This is a genomic window from Novosphingobium guangzhouense (assembly GCF_002896965.1).
In the GTDB taxonomy this organism is placed as follows: Bacteria; Pseudomonadota; Alphaproteobacteria; order Sphingomonadales; family Sphingomonadaceae; genus Novosphingobium; species Novosphingobium guangzhouense.
On sequence record NZ_LYMM01000047.1, the window covers coordinates 15783 to 38114 of the forward strand.

The following is a 22332-nucleotide window of genomic DNA, read 5'->3' on the forward strand; positions in this document are numbered from 1 at the left end:
GCCGGACCTTTCCGCATCAGCCCGCCGCCCTTACCAGGACTTGCCGATGACAAGGCGGAAGTTGCGGCCGAAGATCGGACGCCCGTAGATCGCCTCGGCACTGCCCTGTCCGGCCAGTGAATCGGTGCGGGTATTGCCTTCGGTCAGACCGTGCGCATTGAACAGGTTGTCGCCAACGACCTGCAGCTGCCACGTCCCGTGCTTCACCGTCACGCCGGCACCCACGGTGCCGTAAGCGGGCAGCGCGGTATTGTTGTAGAGGTCCACGAAGCGCTTGCCCATGTAGGTATAGCGACCATAGATCGACACGTCGGTGTCGCCGGTGGTGAAGTCGAAGCTGGGGCGGATGTTGCCGTAAACCTTCGGCTGGCGGACGATCTGGTTGCCCTCCGCCTGTTCCGGGTCGGCGCCGGTGGCACTTTCGAAGTTCTTGTACTTCGGATCGCTGACCGTCAGCGCACCGTTGAGGGTGAACCACGGGGTCACGCTCCACGCGCCGTCGAACTCGATACCCTTGACCTGCGCCTCGCCGATGAAGGGCACGTTCACATCATTGCGGCCGGTCGTCGGATCGTAGGCCAGGAACGAGGCGTTGAGCGGGTCGAAGTTGGTGTAGAACCCGGTGACGTAAAGGTACGAACGTCCCATCGACAGCTTCAGGCCCGCCTCGAACTGGTCGGCGACGGTGGTGATGATCGTTGGGTTGATGCTCATCACGGTCTGCACGTTGGGCGGCGTCTCAAGGTGCGAAGCGCGGCCGTAGACGCCGATATGGCTGGAGAAGTCGTAGTTCGCGCCGATCGTCCAGTTGGTGACGTTGGGCTTGAGCTTCTGGTTCAGGATCACGCCGGTGAAGGCACGCGTGGTGTCGTCGGCCAGCGTGGTCGCATCGCCCAGGTTCGCCTGCTCGGTGAGTGCAGCCCAGCCCTTGTAGCTGTAGCGTTCGTGGCGGATGCCGCCATCGATGCGCAGACCCGGCACGATCTCCCAGGTGTCGTTGGCGTAGAGCGCGAACATCTTGGCGTCGCTGTCGCCCTGGTTGAGCGTGGCTGCATAGTTCAGCACACCGTTGTCGGTCACGCGGCCCAGTTCCGCACCAGCCGCGTCGTAGGCGACAAGGTCCAGCGTGCGCGGCTTGCCGGAAACTTCGATCAGGTAGTTCTGATAGAGCGTGCGGCTGTCCTCTCCATACAAGCTGCCGTAGAGCCCCAGCTTGATGTCGTGCGTGCCGATCCCGGTGTCGAACTTCTTCGCGACCGACAGGTTGGCCTGGCCCGAATAGAACTTCGAGTGAATGTCGCGGTACTGACCCTGCATGACAAGCCCCGATGCCGCGTAGGGATCGTAGACCGTATCGGTGCCCGCCAGCGTGTAGCCGAAGTGATCCACCGCGCCGAACGCGGCAGTTGCGCGGTCAAGGTAGCCGGCGGCAAAGGCATCGCCGTCCGCCGGGTTCGTGGTCGAATAGAACGCGGTGAAGTCGTTCTTGCCCTGCGTGTAGCCCGCAGCCGCCGTCACCAGCCAGCCGTCGAAGTCCCCTTCGTAATGCGCGCCGAAGTTCACCATCCGCATGTGGCGACCGTCCGACAAGTCGGAATTGCGGCTCTGCACAACCCCATTACCGTCGCGATATCGAAGGTTCACGTTGCGAAAGGCGGGCGAGTTCATCGTGCCTTCGAAGTAGTCGATATACTGGTTGAGCGATTCGCCGGTCAGCGGGTTCCTGGTCGGGATCGGCAGGTAGAACGCGTTGTGATCGTTGACGTAGTTGAAGTTCAGCTTGATGAACCCGTTGTCGGTCACATGCTTGATGTTGGCGCGGATCTGACCGCCCTTGTCGTTGGGGAAGCCGTTGTCACGATAGCCGTCGTGATAGCGCATGAAGCCGCCGACGGCGTAATAGGTGTCCGTCGCCAGCTTACCCGCCTGATAGGCGTCAAGGCGATAGAGGCCGGTATCGCCCAGCGTGACCTGCGCCTTGCCGCGCGGGGTCTCGTCACCGGTCACGGTGATCGCGTTGATGATGGCGCCCGAATAGCTGGCATAGACCGGAGCCGGACCGCCGCGCACGACTTCGACGTGATCGGTCATCAGATCCTGCTTGAGAATCGCGTCGCCACGGAAAAACACGCCGTCGTTCTCGTGGAACAGCGGCAGGCCGTCCTGCTGGAAGCTCACGAAACCGCCGTCGTTGGGCAGGCCGCGGATGCGATAGATGTTCTGCACTTCACCGCCGGTGATCTCGGTCTGGAAGCCGGGAAGCTGGCCGATCAGGTCCGCGAAGTTGACCGGCGCGATCTTCTCGAAATCCTCCTGCGAGATCGTGTTGACGGCGTAGGAAACGTCGAAGCGGCGCTCGGCGCGGGTCGATCCGGTAACGATGATGTCGTCGCCCGAAGCTTCGTTCGAGGCGGCGGGGGCAGCAGGAGCCTCTTCGGCGGCGGCGGGCGTGAAAGCGGTGGCAAGCGCAGCAAATGCGGCGCCGGTGGCGAGAACGGTCTTGAGCATGAAGGCCCCTCATGAATTTCGGTGCCGCCGGGAGAGAGGGCGACGCGGGGCCAGTGAACCTTGTCTGTTACATTTTTAATTATTGTTGTGAAAATAAATAAACAGGCATACCGCCCCGCGCATGGCCATTCCCGCTCTCGACAAGGACCAGCGCCGTATCATCCACGAACTGCGCAAGGCGGGTGCGCTGTCGCGCTCGGGACTGGCGGAGCGGCTGGAGATCAGCAACACCGCGCTTACCCGCATGTCGCGCGATTTGCTGACGCTGGGCGTGATCGAGGAAGTGACCGAAGGCAGCGCACAGGGGCGCGGGCGCCCCGCAATCCCGCTGCGGCTTGCGTCCAGCGGCGGCTATGCCGTGGGCGCCACGGCGCACAAGGGCCTGCTCGATATCGTGCTGGTCGACTTTGCGGGCAATGCCATCGCCACTCACCGAGAAGACAGCGCAGCCATCGATCCGCAGCAGTTCGCCCGGCGCGTCCGGCGGCTGACTCATGATCTTGTCGACCGGCACGGCCTCCTCGGCCGGCTGATGCTGGGCATCGGCGTTGCGGTGGCTGGACCGGCGCTGTCCCCTGAAGGCGAACGGTGGAGCGTGGTGGAAGACATGCCCGGCTGGCGCGGCACCCCCTTGCGCGAAATCCTGAGCGCCGAACTGGGCTGGCCGCTCTGGCTGGAGAACGACGCCAATGTCGCCGCTATCGCCGAATTTTACATGGGCGGCCTGCTCCGCGAACATTCTACCGTGGTGGTGCTTCTGCTCGGCTACGGAATCGGCGCCGGTGTCATCGTGGACGGACGGCTGGTGCGCGGCCAGTTCGGCGTCGCCGGGGAAGTCGGCTGCCTGTTCCCCGGCGACCGCCCCCGGCCCAGCCCGCTCGACCTGCTGGCAACGCTGCGCGCCAACGGTTGCGACATCACCTCGGTCAGCGAGATCGACATGGCATCGGATGCCCAGCGCCCTGTGATCGAGGCCTGGATGGACCGCGCGGCGCGCCAGTTGGAGGTCGTTGCCGATACTGCATTTGCGTGGCTTGACCCCGGCGCGATCGTGCTGGCCGGTGCAGTGCCGACCAAAGTGCTGGACGGCCTTGCGACACGCCTGCGTACCGCTTCGCTGGTAACAACGGTGGAAGGCCGCGGCCCGCCGGTGCGTGTCTCCGGCCTGCGCGGCTCCCCGGTCACGCTGGGGGCGGCCCTGCTGCCCATTCACGCGATCTCTGCCCAGACCTGAGCGGAATAGCCGCACCTGATCGGCAACATTTTGTAAGCATCGAGACGTGGCGCAGTTGCGGCTTTTCCGCTAATGCGACTCTCTCGCATATGATCCCGTCGCTCTCGCCCAACCTGCTGCTTGTCCTGGCGATGCTGCTCAAGACCAAGAGCGTCTCGAGCACGGCCGTGATGCTTGGCATCAGCCAGCCCAACGTAAGCCGGTCACTTGCCAAACTGCGCGATGCGCTGAACGATCCGCTGCTGGTGCGATCAGGCTCGGGCATGGTCCGCACCCGGCGCGGAGACGAACTGGTCGGACGGCTGGCAGACTGGGTGACCGAAACCTCCAGCCTGCTGATCGAAAACCGCTTCGACCCAGCCAAGGTGGAGCGGCGCTTTCGCATCGCATCGACCGACTTCGGGGTGCTTGCGGTCCTGCTGCCCGCCCTGCCCCGGCTGCGTCGCATCGCCCCCGGCATCGCCATCGACATCCTGCCGCTGGGCCATGCCACACACCGCGCGCTGGCGCAGGGTGACATCGACCTGGCGATCTCCGGGCTGGATCACGACCCGTCGCAACTGCACCGCCTGCACCTGTTCCGCGACCATTTCGTCTGCGTGACCCGGCCCGATCATCCGCTGGCAGGCAACGGCGAAGTGCCGATCGCGGATTTTCTGGAGCATGACCACCTCGGCCTGACCGTCAGCGATGCCGAACTGGACCGGGTCACCACCCTGCTGGGACCAGGATCGCGCAAGGTTGCGGCCAGTGTGCCCTATTTCGGCCTTGCCCCCGATCTTCTTCATGCCGGGAACCTGGTCATGGCGGTGCCGTCTCGGCTGATGCGGGGCTGCACGCACGATCTGGTCACCCGCCCCGCACCCAATGCGATCGGCCAGCTCGATTACTGGCTGCTCTGGCACGAACGCAACCACCGTGACACCGCCGCTATCTGGCTGCGCGATCGCCTGCTAGAAACCTGCCGCGACGAGCCCTCTGCCAAAGCGGCGTAACCCGGCCCGTTCAAGAACCCTCGTCATCCGCACTCCACATCGCTAGAGGAGACGGCCGAGCGAGGGGAGCACCACGAAGCATGAACGTCTACCGCCAGAACGCCCGCGTGCTGACCGCGAGCCTCGTGGGCACCGCAGTCGAGTTCTACGACTTCTACATCTACGCGACCGCCGCAGCGCTCGTTTTCGGGCCGCTGTTCTTCCCGGCCGAATCCGCGACCGTCCAGCACCTTGCCGCCTATGCCAGCTTCGCCATCGCCTTCATCGCAAGGCCGGTGGGCGCAACCCTGTTCGGGCATTTCGGCGATCGCGTGGGGCGCAAGTCCACCCTCGTCGCCTCGTTGCTGCTTATGGGCGGGGCCACCGTGCTGATCGGCGTACTGCCGACGTATGAAAGCGCGGGCTGGATCGCCCCGGCCCTGCTGTGCCTTATGCGCTTTTGCCAGGGCCTGGGCCTTGGCGGCGAATGGGGCGGCGCGGCGCTGCTGGCGGTGGAAAGCGCACCCAAGGGCTACGAGGCCCGCTTCGGCATGTTCCCGCAGCTGGGCGCGCCGGTAGGCTTCTTCGCGGCCAACGGGCTGTTTCTCATCATAAGTTCAGTGCTGAGCGACGCGCAGTTCGCGGCATGGGGCTGGCGCATACCGTTCCTGCTGAGCGCGGTGCTCGTCGGACTTGGCCTGTGGATCCGCTTCCGCCTTGCCGAAAGCCCGGTGTTCACAGCAGAAGATAGCCATCATCGCGCGATCCCCATTGTCGAACTGTTTCGCACCCACTTGCGCGAAACGGTGGCAGGGACGTTCGCGGTGATTGCCTGCTTCGCGCTCTACTACCTCGCGACCACCTTTGCTCTCGGCTACGGCACAACCACGCTTGGCTATGGCCGTCAGCAGTTTCTGGGGCTGCAGTTGTTCGCCATCCTGTTCATGGCGGTAGGCATCGTCGTTGCCGGCTATGCCTCGGACAAGCGATCCTCGCGCACTGTGCTGATGTTCGGGTGCTTCTGCGCCGTCGTGCTGGGAACGGTGATGGGACTGATGTTCTCGGCCGGATCGCTGTTCGTGATCGGCGTTTTCCTGTGCGTGGCGCTGTTCACGATGGGGCTGGTCTATGGCCCGATCGCTGAACTGCTGCCCCGGCTGTTCAAGGCGCGGGTGCGCTACACCGGCGCATCGATCGCCTTCAACGTCGGCGGCATCGTCGGCGGCGGCTTTGCCCCCGCCGTCGCTCAAGGGCTGGCCGACAGCGGCGGCGTGCTGTTCGTGGGCCTCTACATTTCAGGCGCGGCGCTACTCAGCCTGTTCGGACTGATGGCGGTGCGGGCGGAGCGGGTTTGATTCCCGCTCCGGGTCACCTGGTTTACAGCCGTGCCAGCATCTGCAGCGAAGCACTGAAATAATCGCTGTCGAGCGCCGACGGCGTGGTCGAACCTACCAGCCGCGCCGCGATCGCCGCGCCGCCGCTGGAAAGAGCGTAGTTCGCCTCTTCGCCGGTAACCACGTCCACCCAGGCCGGAATCGAACGGTGCTGCGCCAGGCGTGAGCGCCACCAGTCCGCCACCGGCTGCACAAGGCTGGAACGCCCACCCACCGCCGCATAGAGCGGAATGCGGATCGCGTCATAACCGAAACGCGGCGGCTTGCCGACCGCCGGGGCCACAGCACTGTAACCGGTCACGGCCACCCAGTCGCTCGGCAGTGCGTGCTGCCCGAAGCGCGAAAGCGTGGTGATCGCCTCGCAATCGCGGATCAGCCCTCCCCATGCCTGCGCGCCATCCACCTTGGCGAAGTGATCCAGCGCGGGCCATACGAAGTACGAAGGATTGAGCGTCACTTGCGCCCCTTCGGCAAACCCGACGAGGCCGGGCAGCAGCAGCTCCCGCCCGAACCGCGAAACTACGCAGTGTTCACGGATCGCCTTGCGCAATTCACGCGCGCGGTTGCTCCATTCCGAGCGTTTCCACCGCTGCCCGGCCAGCGCGAGCGCCCAGGCGATAACGATGTCCCCATCGGTCGCATTGTTCGGATCGGACACCGGCACCGGCTGCGTCGGATCGTACTTCCACGAATGGAGCGCCATGTCCTGCCGTCCCAGCGTGTCCTGCGTCCATTTCGCGATCCGTTCAAAAGCCTCCCGGTCACCGGCGCGCAGGGCCAGGATCATGCCGTAGCTCTGGCCCTCCGAATGGCTGATGCGGCCATTGCCGGTATCGACCACCCTGCCCTCCGGCGCGACGAAGCGGTCGCGCCATTGGGTCCACAGCGGGTCGTTGACCTGCTGGGCACGCCCCTGGCTGGGGGCGGTATTGCAAGCTGCAGTGAAGGCCATCAGTGCCCCCAGCGAAAACGTGCGACGATCGACCCTGGGCCGGAAAACAGTGTCAGCGACCATGACGAAGCTCTAGCGTGTCCCCCTTCCATTCCGCCGTGGTGCGCAGCGCAGGGCCGCTGCCCAGAACCCGGAACCAGGCGTCGTAAGCGCCCTCCAGCACGCCAAGCAGCATACGCGCCCAGTGGCCCGCGCGATCGGGTGCGATCTCGGTCGGCAGATCGCGATGGCGCACCACGATGGCATCACGGCCTACCGCCAGTTCGATCTCGCCCCAGTCCAGCGCCTGCCAGAAGGCGTTGATCCGGGCGCAGAGAACCGAAGCGTCGTTCACGCCTTCCAGCGGTTCCAGCGCGGCCATGCGGCGGCCGATCGCCAGAAAGAAGCCGTGCGCCTGTTCCTCGGGGATACCCTCCGACACTTCGGAAGCCGTGGAGATCGCCAGCAGCGCCAGGCCGCCGACCGCGTAGTCCGATGGCCCGCTGCGGGGCTGGGGAAATGCCTGCATTCTCATTTACCGGTGCTCCCGAAGCTCTGCCGCACCCCGAGGATGGAGCGGAACTCGTCATAACTGCCGAAGGTATTATACCCCAGTTCGCCGCCGATGCGGGTATTGGGCGTGATCTTGTAATAGAGCGAACCTTGCGCCGAAAGCGCGAAGCCGGTCTTGCTCAGGCTGTCGAAATACGAACGCACATCGTCGTTCTCGGCCTTGAGCGCATCCAGTTCGGCCTGCGCTGTCGGGTCGGTCGGGTAGAGGACGCTCTGGTCCTCCTTGTAGCTCTGGAAGCCCGGCGTGAACGATGCCGCCACGTCCCAGCGTTCATCCTGCATGGTGTAGTTCACCGGGAAGCCGACCGAAATGAAATTCTGCGGGCTGAAATAGCCGCCGTTGCCGAACGTGAAGTAGTTCTGGCTCTTGTCGTAAGCCTGATAGTTCACGTTGAGACCCACCGTAACGCGCGAATTGCGGCCCCGGTACGCTTCCAGATAACCGCCGACGTTGGCCTCGATGCCATCGTTGTTCGCCACGTTCTCGCCGCGCAGCCGGTAGTAGCGCGCCTCGCCGTAGACGCCCGATCCGTTCTCGTCGTAGCTGAGGCCAAGCCCGCCAGCCGTACGCATGACCTGCCCCCAGCGCTCCCCGGTTACGGGGTCGCGGGTTCCGGCATAGGAGATCACCGAATCCGTCACCGGCTTCTGCTCAACGAATGCGGTAGCCCGCACGAACTGGCCCAGCTTGGGGCTGACGGCGGCGCGCCCGGCAAACTTGGTCTTGCCCATGCCGATCGGGGTGGTGCCAGCTTCCACCTGCACGACATCGCTTTCGTATCCGGCCGAGAACGCAGCGCCCGAACCGTTCTGGGTATCGGCATTGACGAGGGCCGAGGGCTCCTCAGCTACGATGCCCTGCGCCTCTGGCGTGGCATTCCGGCCAAAGCGGGCAAGGCCCGAGCCGGTCGGACGGCCAGAATCGACCGTCACCGCTTCCGCCTTCACGAAGACGCGGCCACCGGCAGCCCCGGTCGAGAATTTGGCCGAACCCTTGATCTCGTCAAGCTTGGACAGGCCCGTTTCGCCCGAACGGCCACGATAGCCTGTCTGGACGTCAACGCGCGGGCCGGTATCCTGCGCCAGTTGATCGATCTGTGACTGGATCTGGGTCATCACCGGGTCGCCAGCATAAGCAACCGGAACCTGCGGACCGTCATAACCCGGTGCGGCGGCCGGGGCAGCCCACGCCGCTGCCGCCGGAGCGGTCGAGCCGACCGGCGAAGCGTAACGATCAGGCGCGGCATAGGTGGCCTGCGGCGAGTCATACGCCTGCCCATACACCTGAGGTGCCTGGGCTCCGGCAAACCCGCCAAAGCCGCTCTGACCCGTGCCGATACCTACCGGCCCCGCGCCAAACGCACTCGCCTGCTGCGGGGCCGCGTAGGCGACTGCGCCCTGCTGCGGATATGCTGCTGGCAATCGGGTGCCGCCGCCAAGCGCGAAGGGGTTCACCTGTTGCGGTGCGGCCTGCGCCTGGTTGCGGAAGGGGTTCGCGCCGCCTCCGGCATTCATGCCCGCGAACGGATTGCCTCCCATCGCCATACCACCGCTCTGGCGGGCGTAGAGCGCGCGCGCATCCTTGAGCAGCGCTACCGCCGCGCGATCATTGCCGCGTGCGCGCTCCACGTTGGCCAGCGCCATGCGTACCTGATAGTCCTGCCCGTAAAGGCGCAGAACCTGCTTCTGTGCCTGTTCTGACAAGTCGCGGTCGCCTGCGCCCTGCGCGGTGTCGGCCAGCCCAAGCAGGGCATCCTTGTCGTTCGGCTTGCGCGCCAACACCAGCTGATAGGTCTGCGCCGCCTTCGCAGGCATGCCGCCGGTCTGGTAAAGGCGGGCAAGGCCGGACATGATCTCGGTATTGTCAGGCGCGGCCGAATATGCCTGCTGCAAAATGTCGAAGCTTTCCGCATAGCGCCCACCCATGCGCGCCTCATCGGCCTGCCCCACCATCATCCCCGCGCTGATGCGCGCATAGGCTTTCTGGCCCTCTGCGCTGGAGCCTGCCAGCTGCGAGGCACGCTGAAGCGCCTGCTGGGCAAGATCGCTGCGACCGGTGCGGGTCAGAACACCTATCAGCCCTTCGTAGTCGGCAATATTGTCGATACGCCCGGTAGCAGCATTGGCGGCGACTTCGGCCGCTCCCTGCGTATCGCCAAGGTCGAACAGCGCATTGGCCACGGCCGCCTGCTTCCCTGCCGGGATCGAGGCCATCGCGCCCAACTGTCGCAAGCTGCTGACTGCCTGCGCGCCCTGACCGCTGGCGGCCATGGCCTTGGCGCGGGCGATTGCGGCGTCAGTCTTCACGCTGAGCGCCAGGCTGCGCATCGGCGCGGTACGCTGCGTTTCGGGGATCATCGCAATCAGGCGGTCCGCCTCGCTCGCACGGCCAAGGTCGTTGTTGAGCAGCGCTGCAGCATAAAGCGAATCGGCGTTACCGCTTGTCGCCAGCGACCGGATCAGTGACTCCGCCTCAGGCACGCGGCCGCGCTCGATCTGGAACTGCGCGAATTCGTAGCGGATCCACGGATCGTTGGGATCTAGCACGATGCCTTGCTGAAATTCGCGCACGGCGCCGAAATCGTCGCCCCGCTCGGCGGCGGCAAGGGCGCGGCCGCGCGCAGCGCGCAGCTGCAGGCGCTTGTCGTCCGCCGCAGTGCCGCCCTGCGCGGCCTGGCGGTAGAGGTCGGCGGCATCGGCGTAGCGGCCCTGACGTTCGTAGATATCCGCCAGCAATTCCAGCGCGGGAGCAGGCTCCTTGTAGCCAGAGCGCACCAGCTGTTCGGCGCGGCTCTGCGCTTCGGCCAGGCGGTTCTGGGCGATCATGCCCTTGGTCTCGTCCACGCCGGCGAAAAAGCGCGCGGAGGCAAGGCCCTCTGCCCACTGGCTGGCCTTGCCGCTGGCGGAAGCCTGTTCGAGCAGGCTGGCCGCTTCGGCAAACTGCCCTTCGCGCAGCCGCACAAGGCCGAGGCCTCCCAGCGCATCGGAATCCCGACGATTAACGCCAAGCGCTCGCTGGAATTGCGCGGCGGCGGAGGCCAGGTTGCCGTCGTTCAGTGCATCGAAACCCGATACGCGCGCCCGGCCCGCACGGTCGGCGGCAGAGACGGGGGCAGGCGTCGGGGTCGGCGCTGGCGTGGGCTTGGGCGCTGCGCGGGTCGGAGCCGCGGCGGCTTTGGGTGCGGCAGCGGGCTTGGCTGCGGCAGGTCTGGGTGCAGGCTTCGGGGCAGCCGGCTTGGCAGCTTGCGCCGAAGCCTTGAGCGCCGGGTTGTTAGGGTCGAGCGCGCGGGCCCGCTTCAAAGCCTGCTGCGCCAGATCCTCACGCCCCTTGGAGCGCCAGTACTGAGCCTGCTTCACCAGTGCTTCGACGCCGGCGCTCTGCGCCTCGACTGCCGTGGGCAGTGCCACGGCAGTGGAAAGCAGCAGGGCGACCCCCAACTGAGAAGTACGCTTCATCGTCATGCGTGGTCGTCCTGGCGGCCGAGGCGGCGCTGGGCCTGTCGGCGGAAGAAGAGATAGGCAGGTCCGGCAAGAGCCAGCGCCAGCAGCAGCGTGAACACGCCCAGCATCATCGGACGCTGGCTGACGTAGTAGGCCAGCTTCATCCAGATCGGCAGCGAACCCACCCAGTAGCGGCTGGACAGCGCGAAGCTGGTCATGCCGTCGCCGCGAGTTACCGCAAGGTCGCCCTGGATCGCGGCGTTGATCTTCACGTCGGCCATGCCGTCCACCAGCGCGGGCAGTGCCGCACCGTCATCCGCCAGCAGCGCCACCACGGTCCGATCCGAGGCATAGGGCGACTGGAAGCTGACGATACCGGAGAACCCTTGCGCGTTGTAGACGATCGGAGCCGCAGCCATCGGATCGGTTTCCTGCGATCCCCCGAACAGCGCGGTGAGGTACTGCATGGGCGAACGTTCGGAAACGCGCAGGCGGCCGTTCTCGTACCGCACCGGTGCATCGGCGAACATGTCCGCCTCTGCCAGCCCGGTGCCGCCGATGACCAGCACATCCTGGTTGGCCAGAGCGTCGCCGTTGATCGAGGAGGTCACAGTCACCGCCGTCACCGGAACGCCGGTCGAATCGCCGAAACGGCCCATCAGCGTCAGGAACGCCTGCACCGAAGCCATCGACGGGTTCGGTGCGACGACCACGGTGGTCTGCGACAGGTCGGGGCTGGCGGTGAAGGGGAAGCCTGCCCCCGCGAAAGTCGCCAGGTCGGGCATCATGATCGCGTGATAGGCGCTGGTCAGGTCGATCGTGCTCTTGGGGTCGATCGAGACGCGCACGTTGTCCGGCAGGGTGCCGGTGCACTTCTTCTTGTCGGCAATGAGCAGGTTGTAGTCGTAAGTCAGCTCGTTCTGGCCGAACAGGTTGTAACGCGGCAGCGTGACGGTAGCGTTCGAATCCGCGCTCTTGGCACCGGTCCCGCCGAACAGCTGGCTCCACCATGCGGCGCCGAGTGGCAGCGTCTTGAGGTACTGGCCATTGATCGACACGTCGAGGCGCGAGGCCCGCTTGTCCAGCCACTGTGCCACCGGATAGCGATAGCCCAGGTTCAGCTTGCCGCCTTCACGTGGCCAGAAGAAAAGATCCGGCGAGACACGGAAGCGGGTCGTAAGCGGGCCGGGCGGGATGCCCATGCCTTGCAGCGCGTACGGCTCCATGATCGAACCAAGCTCAACCGGCTTGTCCGTGGTCAGCCAGCGCACCGCGCCGTAGCGTGGCCAGGCGGGAATGCGCACGCCGTCAAAGCTCATCCGCTGACCGCCGAACACGCCGCGCCCCAGCGCCACTGCCGAAGCCGCGATATGCAGGTCATCGTCGTTGCGGCCCATGATCACCAGCAGCGTGCCGTTGGGATCGTTGGGGTTGCGTACTGCGGCAGCGGCGGGACCATTGGCCGGAGCTATATCGAGGCCCGGGATGCCCTGACCGCCCTTGAGGAAGACGATTGCATTGCCGCGCGGGATCGAACCGACGACCGGCTGAAAGGTGAAACCGCGGTAGCTGGCCAGTGCGCCCAGCCAGCTGGCGGTCGCCGCAGCAGCCTGAAGTTCGCCGGCGCGCGGCTGGCTGGCAAAGACGAAAGGCATGCGCAGCGGCACGTTCTGACCCTTGTCGAAGAAGGGCAGCGGCAGGCGGGACAGGTCGGGACCGTAAGGCAGCGGCTGGTAATCGAAATCGAACCACGAGCGCGTGTTCGAGATGTTCGCCCAAAGCGAGGAGTGGAACGGGTCCTCGCAATCGCGCGCATAGTGACCGATCAGGCGCAAGTTGAGCTGATTGTCGCCCGGCAGCAGCAGTGCGGGGTTCACCGGCACTTCCAGCACCTGCCCTGCGGCGTTGGCGCGGGTCAGCGGCACCGTCTGAACGACTTCACCGTTGACGATCACGACCAGCTGGCTGAGGTCATCGAGCATCGCTGGTGACCATGCCATCTGCAGACGCAGCATGGCCTGGGTGGCCACGCGGTCCTGACGCATGCCGAACGGGATGCCCATTTCGCCCTGCGTGCCACGCAGCCGGATCGGCTGGCTGACGCGCAGTTCCTTCAGCGTCAGGCGCTCTGCCATGCCGCCGGGGCTGCTCGCGGCAGGCGTGGCGGCAGCAGCGGCTGTCTCGGGTGCCTTGGCGGTAGCGGACGCCCTGGCGGTAGCGGACTGGGCATGAACTTCGGACGTGCCGAAGAACAGGCCCGCGGCGCCCAGAGCCAAAGCGCCGCCCAGCATCGCCGCCTTGGCGAATGACGCCCCCTTTGCCCCGTTCCTTTCGGCTTCCTTCGCGGCCTTGGCCATGGCGGCTTTCTTGGCGGCGTTGGCGGCCTTCATCTGGCGGCGTTCGGCGAAGTTCAGACGTAGCATGCGCTTCAACGTAACCATATCCACCCGAAGAATATCAGCGAAGGAACGTGCGGTGCCGACCATGGCGGGCGGTCCCCAGGGCTGCCACGCATCGGCGCGGCCCATGACGGCGCGCACCAGATGGCGACCGGCAAGAATGTCAAGCTTTTCAAAGCGCACGTAGGCGTTCATGCCGCTGGTGCGCATCGTCGTGACCGGGATCGAGAGCACCTCGTCCCCCATGGCCATGGTGATGTGACTGACGGTGCGGTACTTGGTCGGCAGTTCGTCGGGCAGGCAAAGCGCGGCACCACCCATCGAGATGTCGATAGTAGTCGCCGGAACCGTATGCCCCGATGCAAGGTAGGCAGTGACCGGAAGCTGCACCGGGATACGGATATCCACGCGCTCCTGCCGCGTCTCACGCGCCACCGAAACGGCGGCTAGCAGGATGGCGAGGGAGAACAGTGCCCATGCCACGTTCAGCACCAGCGTATCGGTCTGGATATTGAACATGTAAGGGAAGAACGCCCATTTCACGACCGCCATGGTGATGCCGGTGATGACAAGGCCGATGCAGATCAGGTGCGGCTTGACGATCGCCCAGTCGAAATAGGTCTGGTCAAGCAGCGATCCCTTGTCGGTCACGTTGAACTTGCCCTTGCGCGGCTGGAACCAGGTCATCACCGTTGGCTTGACGAGGTGGAAGGCAAGGATCGTCTCGTAGACTTCGCCCCAGTACGGGCGACGCCAGCCGCCTTGCGTCTTCTCGTTGGCGACGGACGAGCAGAACAAGTGCGGCAGCGCGTAGGCGAAGATCAGCGAGGCTGAAGCCTGGATGATGTTCTGCCCGAAGATCAGGTAAGCCAGCGGGCTGGTCAGGAACACGATGCGTGGCACCGGATACTGGAAGTGCATCATCGCGTTCAGGTAGCAAAGCCGCTGCTGCCAGGTCAGGCCACGCCCGAACAGCGGATTGTCGATGCGCAGGATCTGCGTCATCCCGCGCGCCCAGCGGATGCGCTGACCGACGTGAAGGACCAGACGTTCAGTGGCAAGGCCGGCAGAGAGGCGCGCCGAGATATAGGCAGTGTTCCACCCGGTACGCTGCAGCTTGAGCGCGGTGTGCGCATCCTCGGTGACGGTTTCCCCAGCGAAGCCGTTGGTCTCCATCAGCGCCTCGCGGCGAATGATCGCGCACGAACCGCAGAAGAAGGTGGCATTCCAGAGATCGTTGCCGCCCTGCACCGGGCCATAGAACAGATCACCCTCGCCCGGCATGTCCCCCATGGTCTGCGCGAGATTGCGCTGCACCGGATCGGGCGAATACATGTGGTGCGGGGTCTGCAGCAGCGCGAGGCGCGGATCCTGCTGGAACCAGCCCACCGTCAGCTGCAGGAAGGCGCGGGTCGGCACGTGGTCGCAGTCAAAGATCGCGATCAGTTCGCCGTCGGTCTTCTTCATCGCCGCGTTCAGGTTGCCCGCCTTGGCGTGCAGGTTGTTGTCGCGGGTGATGTAACCGCAGCCCGCTTCCTTGGCGAATGCGCGGAAATCCGGGCGCTTGCCGTCATCGAGGATGAAGACGCGGTAGCGATCAACCGGATAATCGAGATCCATCGCCGCGAAGACCGTGTTGCGCACGATCTCCAGGCTCTCGTTGTAGGTCGGGATGTAGATATCGACGGTCGGCCAGGTGTCAGGCTCGCCCTCGGGCTCGATAACCGGGCGGTCGAGCGGCCAGGTGGTCTGCAGGAAGCCCAGCAGCAGGATGACCCAGGCGTAAAGCTCGGCAAGGTAAAGCACCCCGCCGAACAGGAATTCGAGCGGAGTATTGAACTCGATCGTCTGCGTGGTGCGCCAGAACAGGTAACGGGTCGAGACCAGCACCGCCAGGATGCCGAGCGCGACCGCGCCCATGCGCCCCTTGATACGGCGCATGACCAGCGCACCCGCCATCGTGACACCCGCGCAGACCCACTGCGCGGTGCCGTCCAGCGGCACGCCGATGACCACTGCGGCAATTCCGACGATCACCGCAACGGATGCGTAGCGGGCGAGCCGGTTGTCCAGCACGCGGGCGGCCAGTTTCTCGATCATGCGGCGCGGCTCGAAGAAGAAGCAGGGCTGGAGCCACGCGCCACCCACGGGCGACCGGGCGTTTCAAGCGCTGGAACCAGTGCGGTGCCGATCGCCTTCGCATCAGCAAGCGCCGCACTCGACGGTGCGTACTTGGAAAGCTGTTGCAGCATCGCGATGGCCTCGGGCACCGATTCGTCCAGGCGAATGCGGCCCAGCAGGCGAGCGCCCACCAGTTCGCGGATGAATGCCGAGGAATGGCGCGACAGGCGGCGCGTCTCGTCCAGCGCGTTGATCACGAAGCTGGTGGCCGCGATGTTCTCGGGACTGGCTTCGGCAAGCACCTGCGGCATCAGCGCAAGCGTATCGGGCGCGGCGTTGATCACGCAAACCGATGCGCTGGCGTGGGGAATGACCCGACGCGCAAACGCGAATTCGGCCGAGGGAATGTCAATGACCATGACCTTGTCCTGACCGGTTTCAAGGAAACCAAGGTCGCGCAGCGCAGGGACGAAGTCGTTGTCCTCGGGCGCTGTGGTCAGGCTGCGCAGGTCGATACCGGCAACGAGCACCGCATCCTCTGCCGGCGCAAACAGCGAAGGCAACGTCATTGCGGGTTGCAGCCCGAAGTGCAGCGGCATCGTGTCGCGCTTGGCGACGGTCAGTACCGTGACGTCGGCGCCCGCTTCGGACAGGGCCATCGCGATGTGCGCGGCGGTGAAGGTGGTTCCGGCGCCGCCCTTGAGGCCGTGCGTTACGATGACAGGCATCAGATCTTCCCCTGCGATCCGAGGTCGGACAAATGACGGAGCATGGCGCGCACGTCCTGCTGCTGCGAACCGCCGCGCCGATCTCCTGGCGCGTCGGCTGCCGGGCCACGGCCATAGCGGCTGAACAGGGAGCTCAGGCTCTCGCCGGAATACGTCTCGACCACTTCGGTCGGCGCTGGCTCGGGCATGGCAGCAACCGTTGCCTCTGCCTGATCGATCGCCTGCAGGCGCGGATCGCGAAGCAGCGCCTCGAGGATCGGCCACAGCTCCAGTTCGCTGAAGCGGTCTTCGAATTCCTTGTAGGCGAAGTCGTTCTTGCCCAGCCGGTCGAGCAGATTTCTGGCATCGATGCGCATAAGAACCCCTGTATGAACACGTAAATTCTGCGCAAAGAATGGTTAAGAAAGGGTATTCGGAAACTAACGGATCATCGATTCCCGCCTTTGGAGAGCACGAAAAGGTGCCATTCCGGCAACAGTTTTCATGGTTCTTGGCACGTTCGGGGCTCAGCTGGTGCAATCCTTTGCAGATTAACCATGTCTTATAACCGGAGAAATCAGCACGCCAACACGCGATTCGGGAAAAATACGCATTCCCCTGAAGAGCACTGCCGCAAGGTTTTGCGCGCTATGGTCCGACGCTCTGTCAGCCGGACGATCCGGCCTGTTAACCGTTCTGGAAGGACCATGCCACAATGCCGGAGCTGAACCCTCCGACCGGCTCCGAATCTACTGCTCCGATCGGCACGGAAACCCTGCCCGTCGACGATGTCGGAGGCGTTCGTCGCCATGAGCGCGAGAAAGTGGAAATGCTGGCCCGTTTCCGCCGCGACCTTGTCAGCACAACCGTCGTGCTCAAGGATCTGACCCCGTCCGGCGCGCGAATCGAGGGTGTCGGAACACTTCAACCTGACGAGGTCGTCACTCTGACCCTTCCCGAATGCCGCCCGATGATCGCCTTCGTGGCTTGGGCCGGCACGCATGGCGCAGGGCTGGAATTCGTCCACGCATTGCCGGACGACCTCTATACCGAACTCGTTTCGCAATACGGTCTCAGCAGCGAAGAGGTTACGCGCGACTGAGTTACGCTACTGCCGCTTCAAGCAGACGCAACGTTCCTGCATCCGCATCGATCTCGGCCATGGCCCCTTGTGGAACACTGATCTGTCCAGCGATATGACCGATCATGAGCCCCTGAAAGGCAGGAATCCCAAGCGATGCGAAGCGCCGGTCCAGCACTTCGTAGACAGTGAAGTTCGAGTATCCCCCGTCCGGATTGTCGCAATGCGTGCACTGCCCGAAGACGACGCCCGCAAGCTTGCCGAGCACCCCGGCCAGAGCAAGCTGCGTGAGCATGCGGTCGATGCGGTATTCGGCCTCGTTCGTTTCCTCCAGGAACAGGATCGCACCGTCAAAATCGGGTAAGTATGGCGTGCCGACCAGAGCGCTCAGCACCGCAAGATTACCGCCCAGCAGCCGTCCGCGCGCCTTGCCGCCGTGGAAGGTCTTCACGCCGATGCCCCGTCCGCCAAGACCGGTGCCGTCGCGCACCGGCACCGCGTAAGTCGGCATGGCGCCCTCGAAGGCGATCTGCCGGAACGATTCCCACGACGCGGCCGGCCAGCTGGTCGCCGCAGTCGGTCCGTGGATGGACATCACCCCCGCCCGCGCCAGCGCAAGTCCGAGCGCGGTATTGTCGCTGAACCCTGCGAACAACTTGGGCTTCGCCCGGATCGCCGCGAAATCGAGCAGAGGCAGCAGACGCGCCGTCCCCCAGCCGCCACGTACCGCCATGACCGCGCGCACGCTGTCATCCGCGAACATCGTCATGAGATCGTGCGCGCGCACTTCGTCCGCCCCTGCAAGATAGCCGTCACGGTCGGTCAGGTGCGGGGCAAAACGTGGCTTCAACCCCATCGCCCGTACCGTGGCGCCGATCTCGTCAAGGCCGAAGCGATCCGCCACGAACCCTGCCGGTGCAACCAGCCCCAGCACGTCACCGTTGCGCAGACGCGGAGGGCGCACCATATCGCGCACTGAGGGCAGCGGCCCTGCCAGAGCCGGGAACGCGCCGAGCTCGGTGCCTATCCCTGCCCCGACTGCCGCACCAATTCCTGCCAACGCGTTGCGCCGCGAATACATCTGCCGGATCGCCATTCGCCCAGACTACGGCGTAAACATCCCCATGCAACCGTACCCATGCATATCTGTTCTCGACGTTCGCAACGCGCCAAGCCTATGATGAGCCAATGACTGAAAAAGAAGACAAAGACCTCACCCAGCGCCGTTTCTACAAGGCCGAACAGGAAGCGGGCTTCGCAGAACAGCAGGCCGATACAATCCAGACCGGCCACCCGGCCTACCAGCTGGCCTTCCGCGACACCGACTTTCTCCTGCGCGACGAATTGCGCCCGGTGCGTTTCCAGCTTGAACTGCTCAAGCCCGAGATGCTGCTGGAGGAAGCGAACATCGGTTCCACGCTGGTGATGTACGGGTCCGCGCGCATCCCCTCGCCGGAAAAGGCCGATGCGCTTCTGACCGCCGCTGTCACGGAAGATCAGAAGAAGGTCGCTGAGCGCCTTGCCGACAAGGCCAAGTATTACGAAGAGGCGCGCAAGCTCGCGCGCCTTGCCAGCCAGTGTGCGATCGTCGAAAAAGGCATGCGCCAGTTCGTGGTCTGCTCTGGCGGCGGCCCTTCGATCATGGAAGCGGCCAATCGCGGCGCTGCCGAAGTCGGCGCGGAATCGCTGGGCCTTAATATCGTGCTGCCGCATGAACAGGCGCCCAATCGTTACGTGACGCCCCGCCTGTCGTTCCAGTTCCACTACTTCGCGCTGCGCAAGATGCACTTCCTGCTGCGTGCCCGTGCGGTGGCGGTCTTCCCCGGTGGCTTCGGTACGTTCGACGAATTCTTCGAACTGCTTACCCTGATCCAGACCGGCAAGATGAAGCCGATCCCGATCCTGCTCTACGGCCGCGAGTTCTGGGAACGCGTGGTCAACTTCAAGGCTCTGGCCGAGGAAGGCGTGATCAATGCCAAGGATCTGGACCTGTTCCAGTGGTGCGAAACCGCCGACGAAGGCTGGAGCCACGTGCAGAAGTTCTATAACCTCGACTGTGGCTGAACATACCGACGGCATCCCGGACCTTATCCGGGATGCCGTCGCTCATTCGAAAAATCCGAACACAATAAGCGAACTTATCCGAGTGCCTTGAAAGCACGATTCGGTGCATCTGCGTGGCTCATACCCAGCCCCCGCAGGACACCCGCCATGAGCCAGATCATCGAACCCCTGAACGACCGCGCCCGCGCCCTTGCAGACTTCGCGCAGCCGGTGATCGTGGCGCTGAGCACCGCCGGGCTGACCGGCGGCGCGATGGCAGCGGTGGGGTTGCTGGCGGATACTGCGCTGCGCCGCCGTTCACGGATGCATTGAGCCGGCATCCGATCACCCGTTACCAAACCACTCCTTACCGAACGCCCCCCTATCGAACCGCGTGGTGCCCCATTGGCCCATGTCCTTCCCCGAAGCCCGGAGCCGCCAGCAGCGCTGCCCGCACGAAATCACGCGCATCCTCTATCGCCTCGACCAGCGGGGCACCTTGCCCCAGGAACGTTGCGATCGCGCTGGACAGCGTACATCCGGTGCCGTGGGTATGACGCGTATCGACGCGCGACGCGGTCCAAAGCACCGGCTCCTGTCCAGGCAAAATCAGCCGGTCCACCACCACATCGCCCGGCGCATCACCGCCCTTGGCGATATAGGCGACGCCCTTTTCTGCCAGCGCGGCGTCACCGCCAAGCGCGGCAAGTTCATCATAATTGGGGGTGGTCAGGCAGGCGATGCCCATCAGTCGTTCGAATGCCGCCACGGTATCGGCATCTGCCAGTACCGATCCTGCGGTAGAGACCATGACCGGATCGAAGATCACCGGCACACCCAGGCCTTCCAACCGATCGGCGACGACAGCTGCGATCTCGGCGCTGCCGAGCATGCCGATCTTCACCGCATCAACGCCGATATCACTGATGCACGCGTCGATCTGCGCGGCAACCATCGCGGCCGACATCGTCGCCACCTCGGTGACGCCCCGGGTGTTCTGCGCGGTGATCGCGGTGATCGCGGTCATGGCGTAACCGCCAAGCAGCGTGATCGTCTTGATATCGGCCTGGATGCCGGCACCGCCCGAGCTGTCCGACCCGGCGATGGAAAGAATGCGAGGAGGCTGGTTCATGGCCGGGCTCCTTACCCGCTCAGGGGGCCACAAGTCGAGTAACAGCGTCGGGCATCAGCCCTGATAGTGCCGCACTTTCGACGGCGGGGCGGAATCGTGGTGCCGCTTGGCCCGTGTCGGGCGGTCGACCAGTTCGCCCGCGCAGTTGGGGCACATGTCATCCAGCGCATCGGCACACTCAGCGCAATACGTGCATTCGAACGAGCAGATGAACGCACCGGGGGCCTCGGCGGGAAGGTCGGTGCCGCAACGTTCGCAATCGGGGCGCATTTCCAGCGGCATCAGGCGGCGGCCTTTTCTACAGCGTGACAGATCGAGGCGACGGCGGCTTCCACTTCACCGGCGTCATCGCCCTCGGCCATGACGCGGATGACGGGCTCTGTTCCGGACGGGCGGATCACAAGGCGCCCGCGCCCGTCGAGCGAAGCCTCGGCATCGGCGATAGCAGCCCGGACGCTGTCCGTCTCCAGGGGCTTGCCGCCTCCGAAGCGCACGTTGCGCAGCAGTTGCGGGACGGGATCGAAGAGGTGAAGCAGCTCACTCGCCCGCTTGCCAGACTGGACCAGCGCGGAAAGCACCTGCAAGGCCGCGACAGTGCCGTCTCCGGTCGTCGCGTGATCCAGCAGGATCATGTGCCCGGACTGTTCCCCACCCACGTTGAAGCCACCGGCACGCATGCGCTCCAGCACGTGGCGATCACCAACGGCGGTGCGCTCCAGCGACAGGCCCTGCCCGTTCAGATAGCGCTCCAGCCCCAGGTTCGACATGACCGTCGCCACCACGCCGCCGCCGCGCAGTTCGCCGCGCATGGCAAGCTGGCTGCCGATCAGCGCCATGATCTGATCGCCGTCGACGGTCTGGCCTTTCTCGTCCACCACGATCAGCCTGTCCGCATCGCCATCAAGGGCAATGCCGATGTCCGCGCCGGAAGACACCACGGTTTCCTGCAGCAGTTCGACATGCGTGGATCCGCAGCGATCGTTGATGTTCTTGCCATTGGGCGAAACGCCGACCGCGACGATTTCCGCGCCCAGTTCCCAGAACGCCGATGGAGCGACCTGATAGGCGGCGCCATTGGCGCAATCGACCGCGATCTTGAGCCCATCGAGCCGGACAGTGGAGGGCAGCGAAGCCTTGACCGCATGGATGTAGCGACCGCGCGCGTCGTCCACGCGGCGGGCGCGGCCAATCTCCGGCGAGGCGGCAAGACCAAGGTCACCGCCCATCAGCATCGCCTCGATCGCCAGTTCGTCCTCGTCCGAAAGCTTGAAGCCGTCCGGGCCGAACAGCTTGATCCCGTTATCTTCATAAGGGTTGTGACTGGCGGAGATCATCACGCCCACATCGGCACGCAGTTCGCGAGTCAGCAGAGCCACCGCAGGGGTCGGCATCGGACCAAGCAGCACCACATCCATGCCGACGCTGGTGAAACCCGCGACCATCGCGTTCTCCAGCATGTAACCCGACAGGCGCGTGTCCTTGCCGATCACCGCCCGGTGGCGGTGCGTGCCGCGAAGGAAGCGGGTTCCTGCCGCCTGCCCGACCTTCATCGCGGTGGCTGCGGTCATCGCCCCCTGATTGGTGCGGCCGCGGATACCATCGGTGCCGAAGAACTGCTTACCCATTACCTGTCCTCTTGCGCGCAAGGTTTCGAATCTTCACCGCCGCGCTCTGCAACCACAGGCGTTACCGCCCTCTGAACACCGCCTTACAGCCAGTTTAGGAATCCGTCGAATGGCTTTGTCTCGTGCCGAGGCGGACTTGAGCAACGCCAAATTGCCAAGTGCCCCGGCC

17 protein-coding genes are annotated in these 22332 nt (G+C 64.8%); 6 read left to right on the top strand and 11 right to left on the bottom strand.

Going from position 1 to position 22332, the window contains the following annotated elements:
• Window positions 1-30: 30 nt before the first annotated feature.
• Window positions 31-2508: a TonB-dependent receptor gene (locus A8V01_RS17335; protein ID WP_103097324.1), complete on the bottom strand. Its 2478-nt coding sequence runs from the start codon at window positions 2506-2508 to the stop codon at window positions 31-33.
• Between the two features lie 121 nt (window positions 2509-2629).
• Between A8V01_RS17335 and A8V01_RS17340 the strand changes: the two genes are divergently transcribed.
• The 3 genes from A8V01_RS17340 to A8V01_RS17350 all read left to right on the top strand — a co-directional run bounded on the left by A8V01_RS17340 (window position 2630) and on the right by A8V01_RS17350 (window position 6071).
• Window positions 2630-3742, top strand: a complete 1113-nt coding sequence (locus A8V01_RS17340) for an ROK family transcriptional regulator (protein ID WP_103097326.1) — start codon at window positions 2630-2632, stop codon at window positions 3740-3742.
• Between the two features lie 89 nt (window positions 3743-3831).
• Window positions 3832-4737 (top strand): LysR family transcriptional regulator, encoded by a 906-nt coding sequence (locus A8V01_RS17345; RefSeq protein ID WP_103097328.1) that lies wholly within the window; start codon window positions 3832-3834, stop codon window positions 4735-4737.
• Window positions 4738-4817: 80 nt separating this feature from the next.
• Window positions 4818-6071 carry an MFS transporter gene (locus A8V01_RS17350; RefSeq protein ID WP_103097330.1) on the top strand — a complete coding sequence of 418 codons (1254 nt, stop codon included), beginning with the start codon at window positions 4818-4820 and terminating at the stop codon, window positions 6069-6071.
• 22 nt (window positions 6072-6093) lie between these two features.
• Here A8V01_RS17350 and A8V01_RS17355 read toward each other — a convergent pair whose 3' ends face one another.
• Genes A8V01_RS17355 through A8V01_RS17380 form a run of 6 tightly spaced genes read right to left on the bottom strand, consistent with a single transcriptional unit; the run spans window position 6094 to window position 16659 of the window.
• Window positions 6094-7125, bottom strand: coding sequence for a family 8 glycosyl hydrolase (locus A8V01_RS17355; protein WP_103097332.1), 1032 nt, complete (start codon window positions 7123-7125; stop codon window positions 6094-6096).
• Complete coding sequence (bcsD, locus tag A8V01_RS17360) at window positions 7115-7576, bottom strand: cellulose biosynthesis protein BcsD (protein ID WP_103097334.1); 462 nt, start codon at window positions 7574-7576, stop codon at window positions 7115-7117. Before bcsD ends, A8V01_RS17355 begins: the two co-directional genes overlap by 11 nt.
• The gene (locus tag A8V01_RS17365; RefSeq protein ID WP_103097336.1) at window positions 7573-11076 is read right to left on the bottom strand and encodes a cellulose biosynthesis protein BcsC; all 3504 of its coding nucleotides are present in this window, start codon (window positions 11074-11076) and stop codon (window positions 7573-7575) included. Before A8V01_RS17365 ends, bcsD begins: the two co-directional genes overlap by 4 nt.
• Complete coding sequence (gene bcsA, locus A8V01_RS17370) at window positions 11073-15554, bottom strand: UDP-forming cellulose synthase catalytic subunit (RefSeq protein WP_211295052.1); 4482 nt, start codon at window positions 15552-15554, stop codon at window positions 11073-11075. Before bcsA ends, A8V01_RS17365 begins: the two co-directional genes overlap by 4 nt.
• Window positions 15551-16303: a cellulose synthase operon protein YhjQ/BcsQ gene (locus A8V01_RS17375; protein ID WP_103097338.1), complete on the bottom strand. Its 753-nt coding sequence runs from the start codon at window positions 16301-16303 to the stop codon at window positions 15551-15553. The genes bcsA and A8V01_RS17375 overlap by 4 nt, the downstream gene beginning before the upstream one ends.
• Complete coding sequence (locus A8V01_RS17380) at window positions 16303-16659, bottom strand: hypothetical protein (RefSeq protein WP_103097340.1); 357 nt, start codon at window positions 16657-16659, stop codon at window positions 16303-16305. The genes A8V01_RS17375 and A8V01_RS17380 overlap by 1 nt, the downstream gene beginning before the upstream one ends.
• Window positions 16660-16997: 338 nt before the next feature.
• Here A8V01_RS17380 and A8V01_RS17385 point away from each other — a divergent pair, with 338 nt between their 5' ends.
• A complete protein-coding gene (locus A8V01_RS17385) occupies window positions 16998-17384 on the top strand; it encodes a PilZ domain-containing protein (RefSeq protein WP_245892683.1) in 387 nt (128 codons plus the stop codon).
• Window position 17385: 1 nt separating this feature from the next.
• Here the strand turns inward: A8V01_RS17385 and A8V01_RS17390 are convergent, their stop codons facing one another.
• Window positions 17386-18444, bottom strand: a complete 1059-nt coding sequence (locus tag A8V01_RS17390) for a S66 peptidase family protein (RefSeq protein WP_245892684.1) — start codon at window positions 18442-18444, stop codon at window positions 17386-17388.
• A gap of 107 nt (window positions 18445-18551) precedes the next feature.
• Here A8V01_RS17390 and A8V01_RS17395 point away from each other — a divergent pair, with 107 nt between their 5' ends.
• The gene (locus A8V01_RS17395; protein ID WP_103097344.1) at window positions 18552-19427 is read left to right on the top strand and encodes an LOG family protein; all 876 of its coding nucleotides are present in this window, start codon (window positions 18552-18554) and stop codon (window positions 19425-19427) included.
• Between the two features lie 147 nt (window positions 19428-19574).
• Complete coding sequence (locus A8V01_RS28695; RefSeq protein WP_170065967.1) at window positions 19575-19739, top strand: hypothetical protein; 165 nt, start codon at window positions 19575-19577, stop codon at window positions 19737-19739.
• Between the two features lie 49 nt (window positions 19740-19788).
• On the opposite strand, the gene thiD is transcribed toward A8V01_RS28695, so the two are convergent.
• Genes thiD through glmM form a run of 3 tightly spaced genes read right to left on the bottom strand, consistent with a single transcriptional unit; the run spans window position 19789 to window position 22163 of the window.
• Entirely contained in the window at window positions 19789-20538 is a 750-nt protein-coding gene (gene thiD / locus A8V01_RS17400) for a bifunctional hydroxymethylpyrimidine kinase/phosphomethylpyrimidine kinase (RefSeq protein ID WP_103097346.1), read from the bottom strand.
• 54 nt (window positions 20539-20592) lie between these two features.
• Complete coding sequence (locus A8V01_RS17405; RefSeq protein ID WP_103097351.1) at window positions 20593-20820, bottom strand: DUF1272 domain-containing protein; 228 nt, start codon at window positions 20818-20820, stop codon at window positions 20593-20595.
• Window positions 20820-22163: a phosphoglucosamine mutase gene (gene glmM / locus A8V01_RS17410; protein ID WP_103097353.1), complete on the bottom strand. Its 1344-nt coding sequence runs from the start codon at window positions 22161-22163 to the stop codon at window positions 20820-20822. Before glmM ends, A8V01_RS17405 begins: the two co-directional genes overlap by 1 nt.
• Window positions 22164-22332: the final 169 nt, after the last annotated feature.

Bases quoted from the DNA above. Each gene is read 5' to 3' on its own strand.
- A8V01_RS17335 (WP_103097324.1), bottom strand. From the start codon at position 2,508: ATGCTCAAGACCGTTCTCGCCACCGGCGCCGCATTTGCTGCGCTTGCC.
- A8V01_RS17340 (WP_103097326.1), top strand. From the start codon at position 2,630: ATGGCCATTCCCGCTCTCGACAAGGACCAGCGCCGTATCATCCACGAA.
- A8V01_RS17345 (WP_103097328.1), top strand. From the start codon at position 3,832: ATGATCCCGTCGCTCTCGCCCAACCTGCTGCTTGTCCTGGCGATGCTG.
- A8V01_RS17350 (WP_103097330.1), top strand. From the start codon at position 4,818: ATGAACGTCTACCGCCAGAACGCCCGCGTGCTGACCGCGAGCCTCGTG.
- A8V01_RS17355 (WP_103097332.1), bottom strand. From the start codon at position 7,125: ATGGTCGCTGACACTGTTTTCCGGCCCAGGGTCGATCGTCGCACGTTT.
- bcsD (WP_103097334.1), bottom strand. From the start codon at position 7,576: ATGAGAATGCAGGCATTTCCCCAGCCCCGCAGCGGGCCATCGGACTAC.
- A8V01_RS17365 (WP_103097336.1), bottom strand. From the start codon at position 11,076: ATGACGATGAAGCGTACTTCTCAGTTGGGGGTCGCCCTGCTGCTTTCC.
- bcsA (WP_211295052.1), bottom strand. From the start codon at position 15,554: ATGATCGAGAAACTGGCCGCCCGCGTGCTGGACAACCGGCTCGCCCGC.
- A8V01_RS17375 (WP_103097338.1), bottom strand. From the start codon at position 16,303: ATGCCTGTCATCGTAACGCACGGCCTCAAGGGCGGCGCCGGAACCACC.
- A8V01_RS17380 (WP_103097340.1), bottom strand. From the start codon at position 16,659: ATGCGCATCGATGCCAGAAATCTGCTCGACCGGCTGGGCAAGAACGAC.
- A8V01_RS17385 (WP_245892683.1), top strand. From the start codon at position 16,998: ATGCCGGAGCTGAACCCTCCGACCGGCTCCGAATCTACTGCTCCGATC.
- A8V01_RS17390 (WP_245892684.1), bottom strand. From the start codon at position 18,444: ATGTATTCGCGGCGCAACGCGTTGGCAGGAATTGGTGCGGCAGTCGGG.
- A8V01_RS17395 (WP_103097344.1), top strand. From the start codon at position 18,552: ATGACTGAAAAAGAAGACAAAGACCTCACCCAGCGCCGTTTCTACAAG.
- A8V01_RS28695 (WP_170065967.1), top strand. From the start codon at position 19,575: ATGAGCCAGATCATCGAACCCCTGAACGACCGCGCCCGCGCCCTTGCA.
- thiD (WP_103097346.1), bottom strand. From the start codon at position 20,538: ATGAACCAGCCTCCTCGCATTCTTTCCATCGCCGGGTCGGACAGCTCG.
- A8V01_RS17405 (WP_103097351.1), bottom strand. From the start codon at position 20,820: ATGCCGCTGGAAATGCGCCCCGATTGCGAACGTTGCGGCACCGACCTT.
- glmM (WP_103097353.1), bottom strand. From the start codon at position 22,163: ATGGGTAAGCAGTTCTTCGGCACCGATGGTATCCGCGGCCGCACCAAT.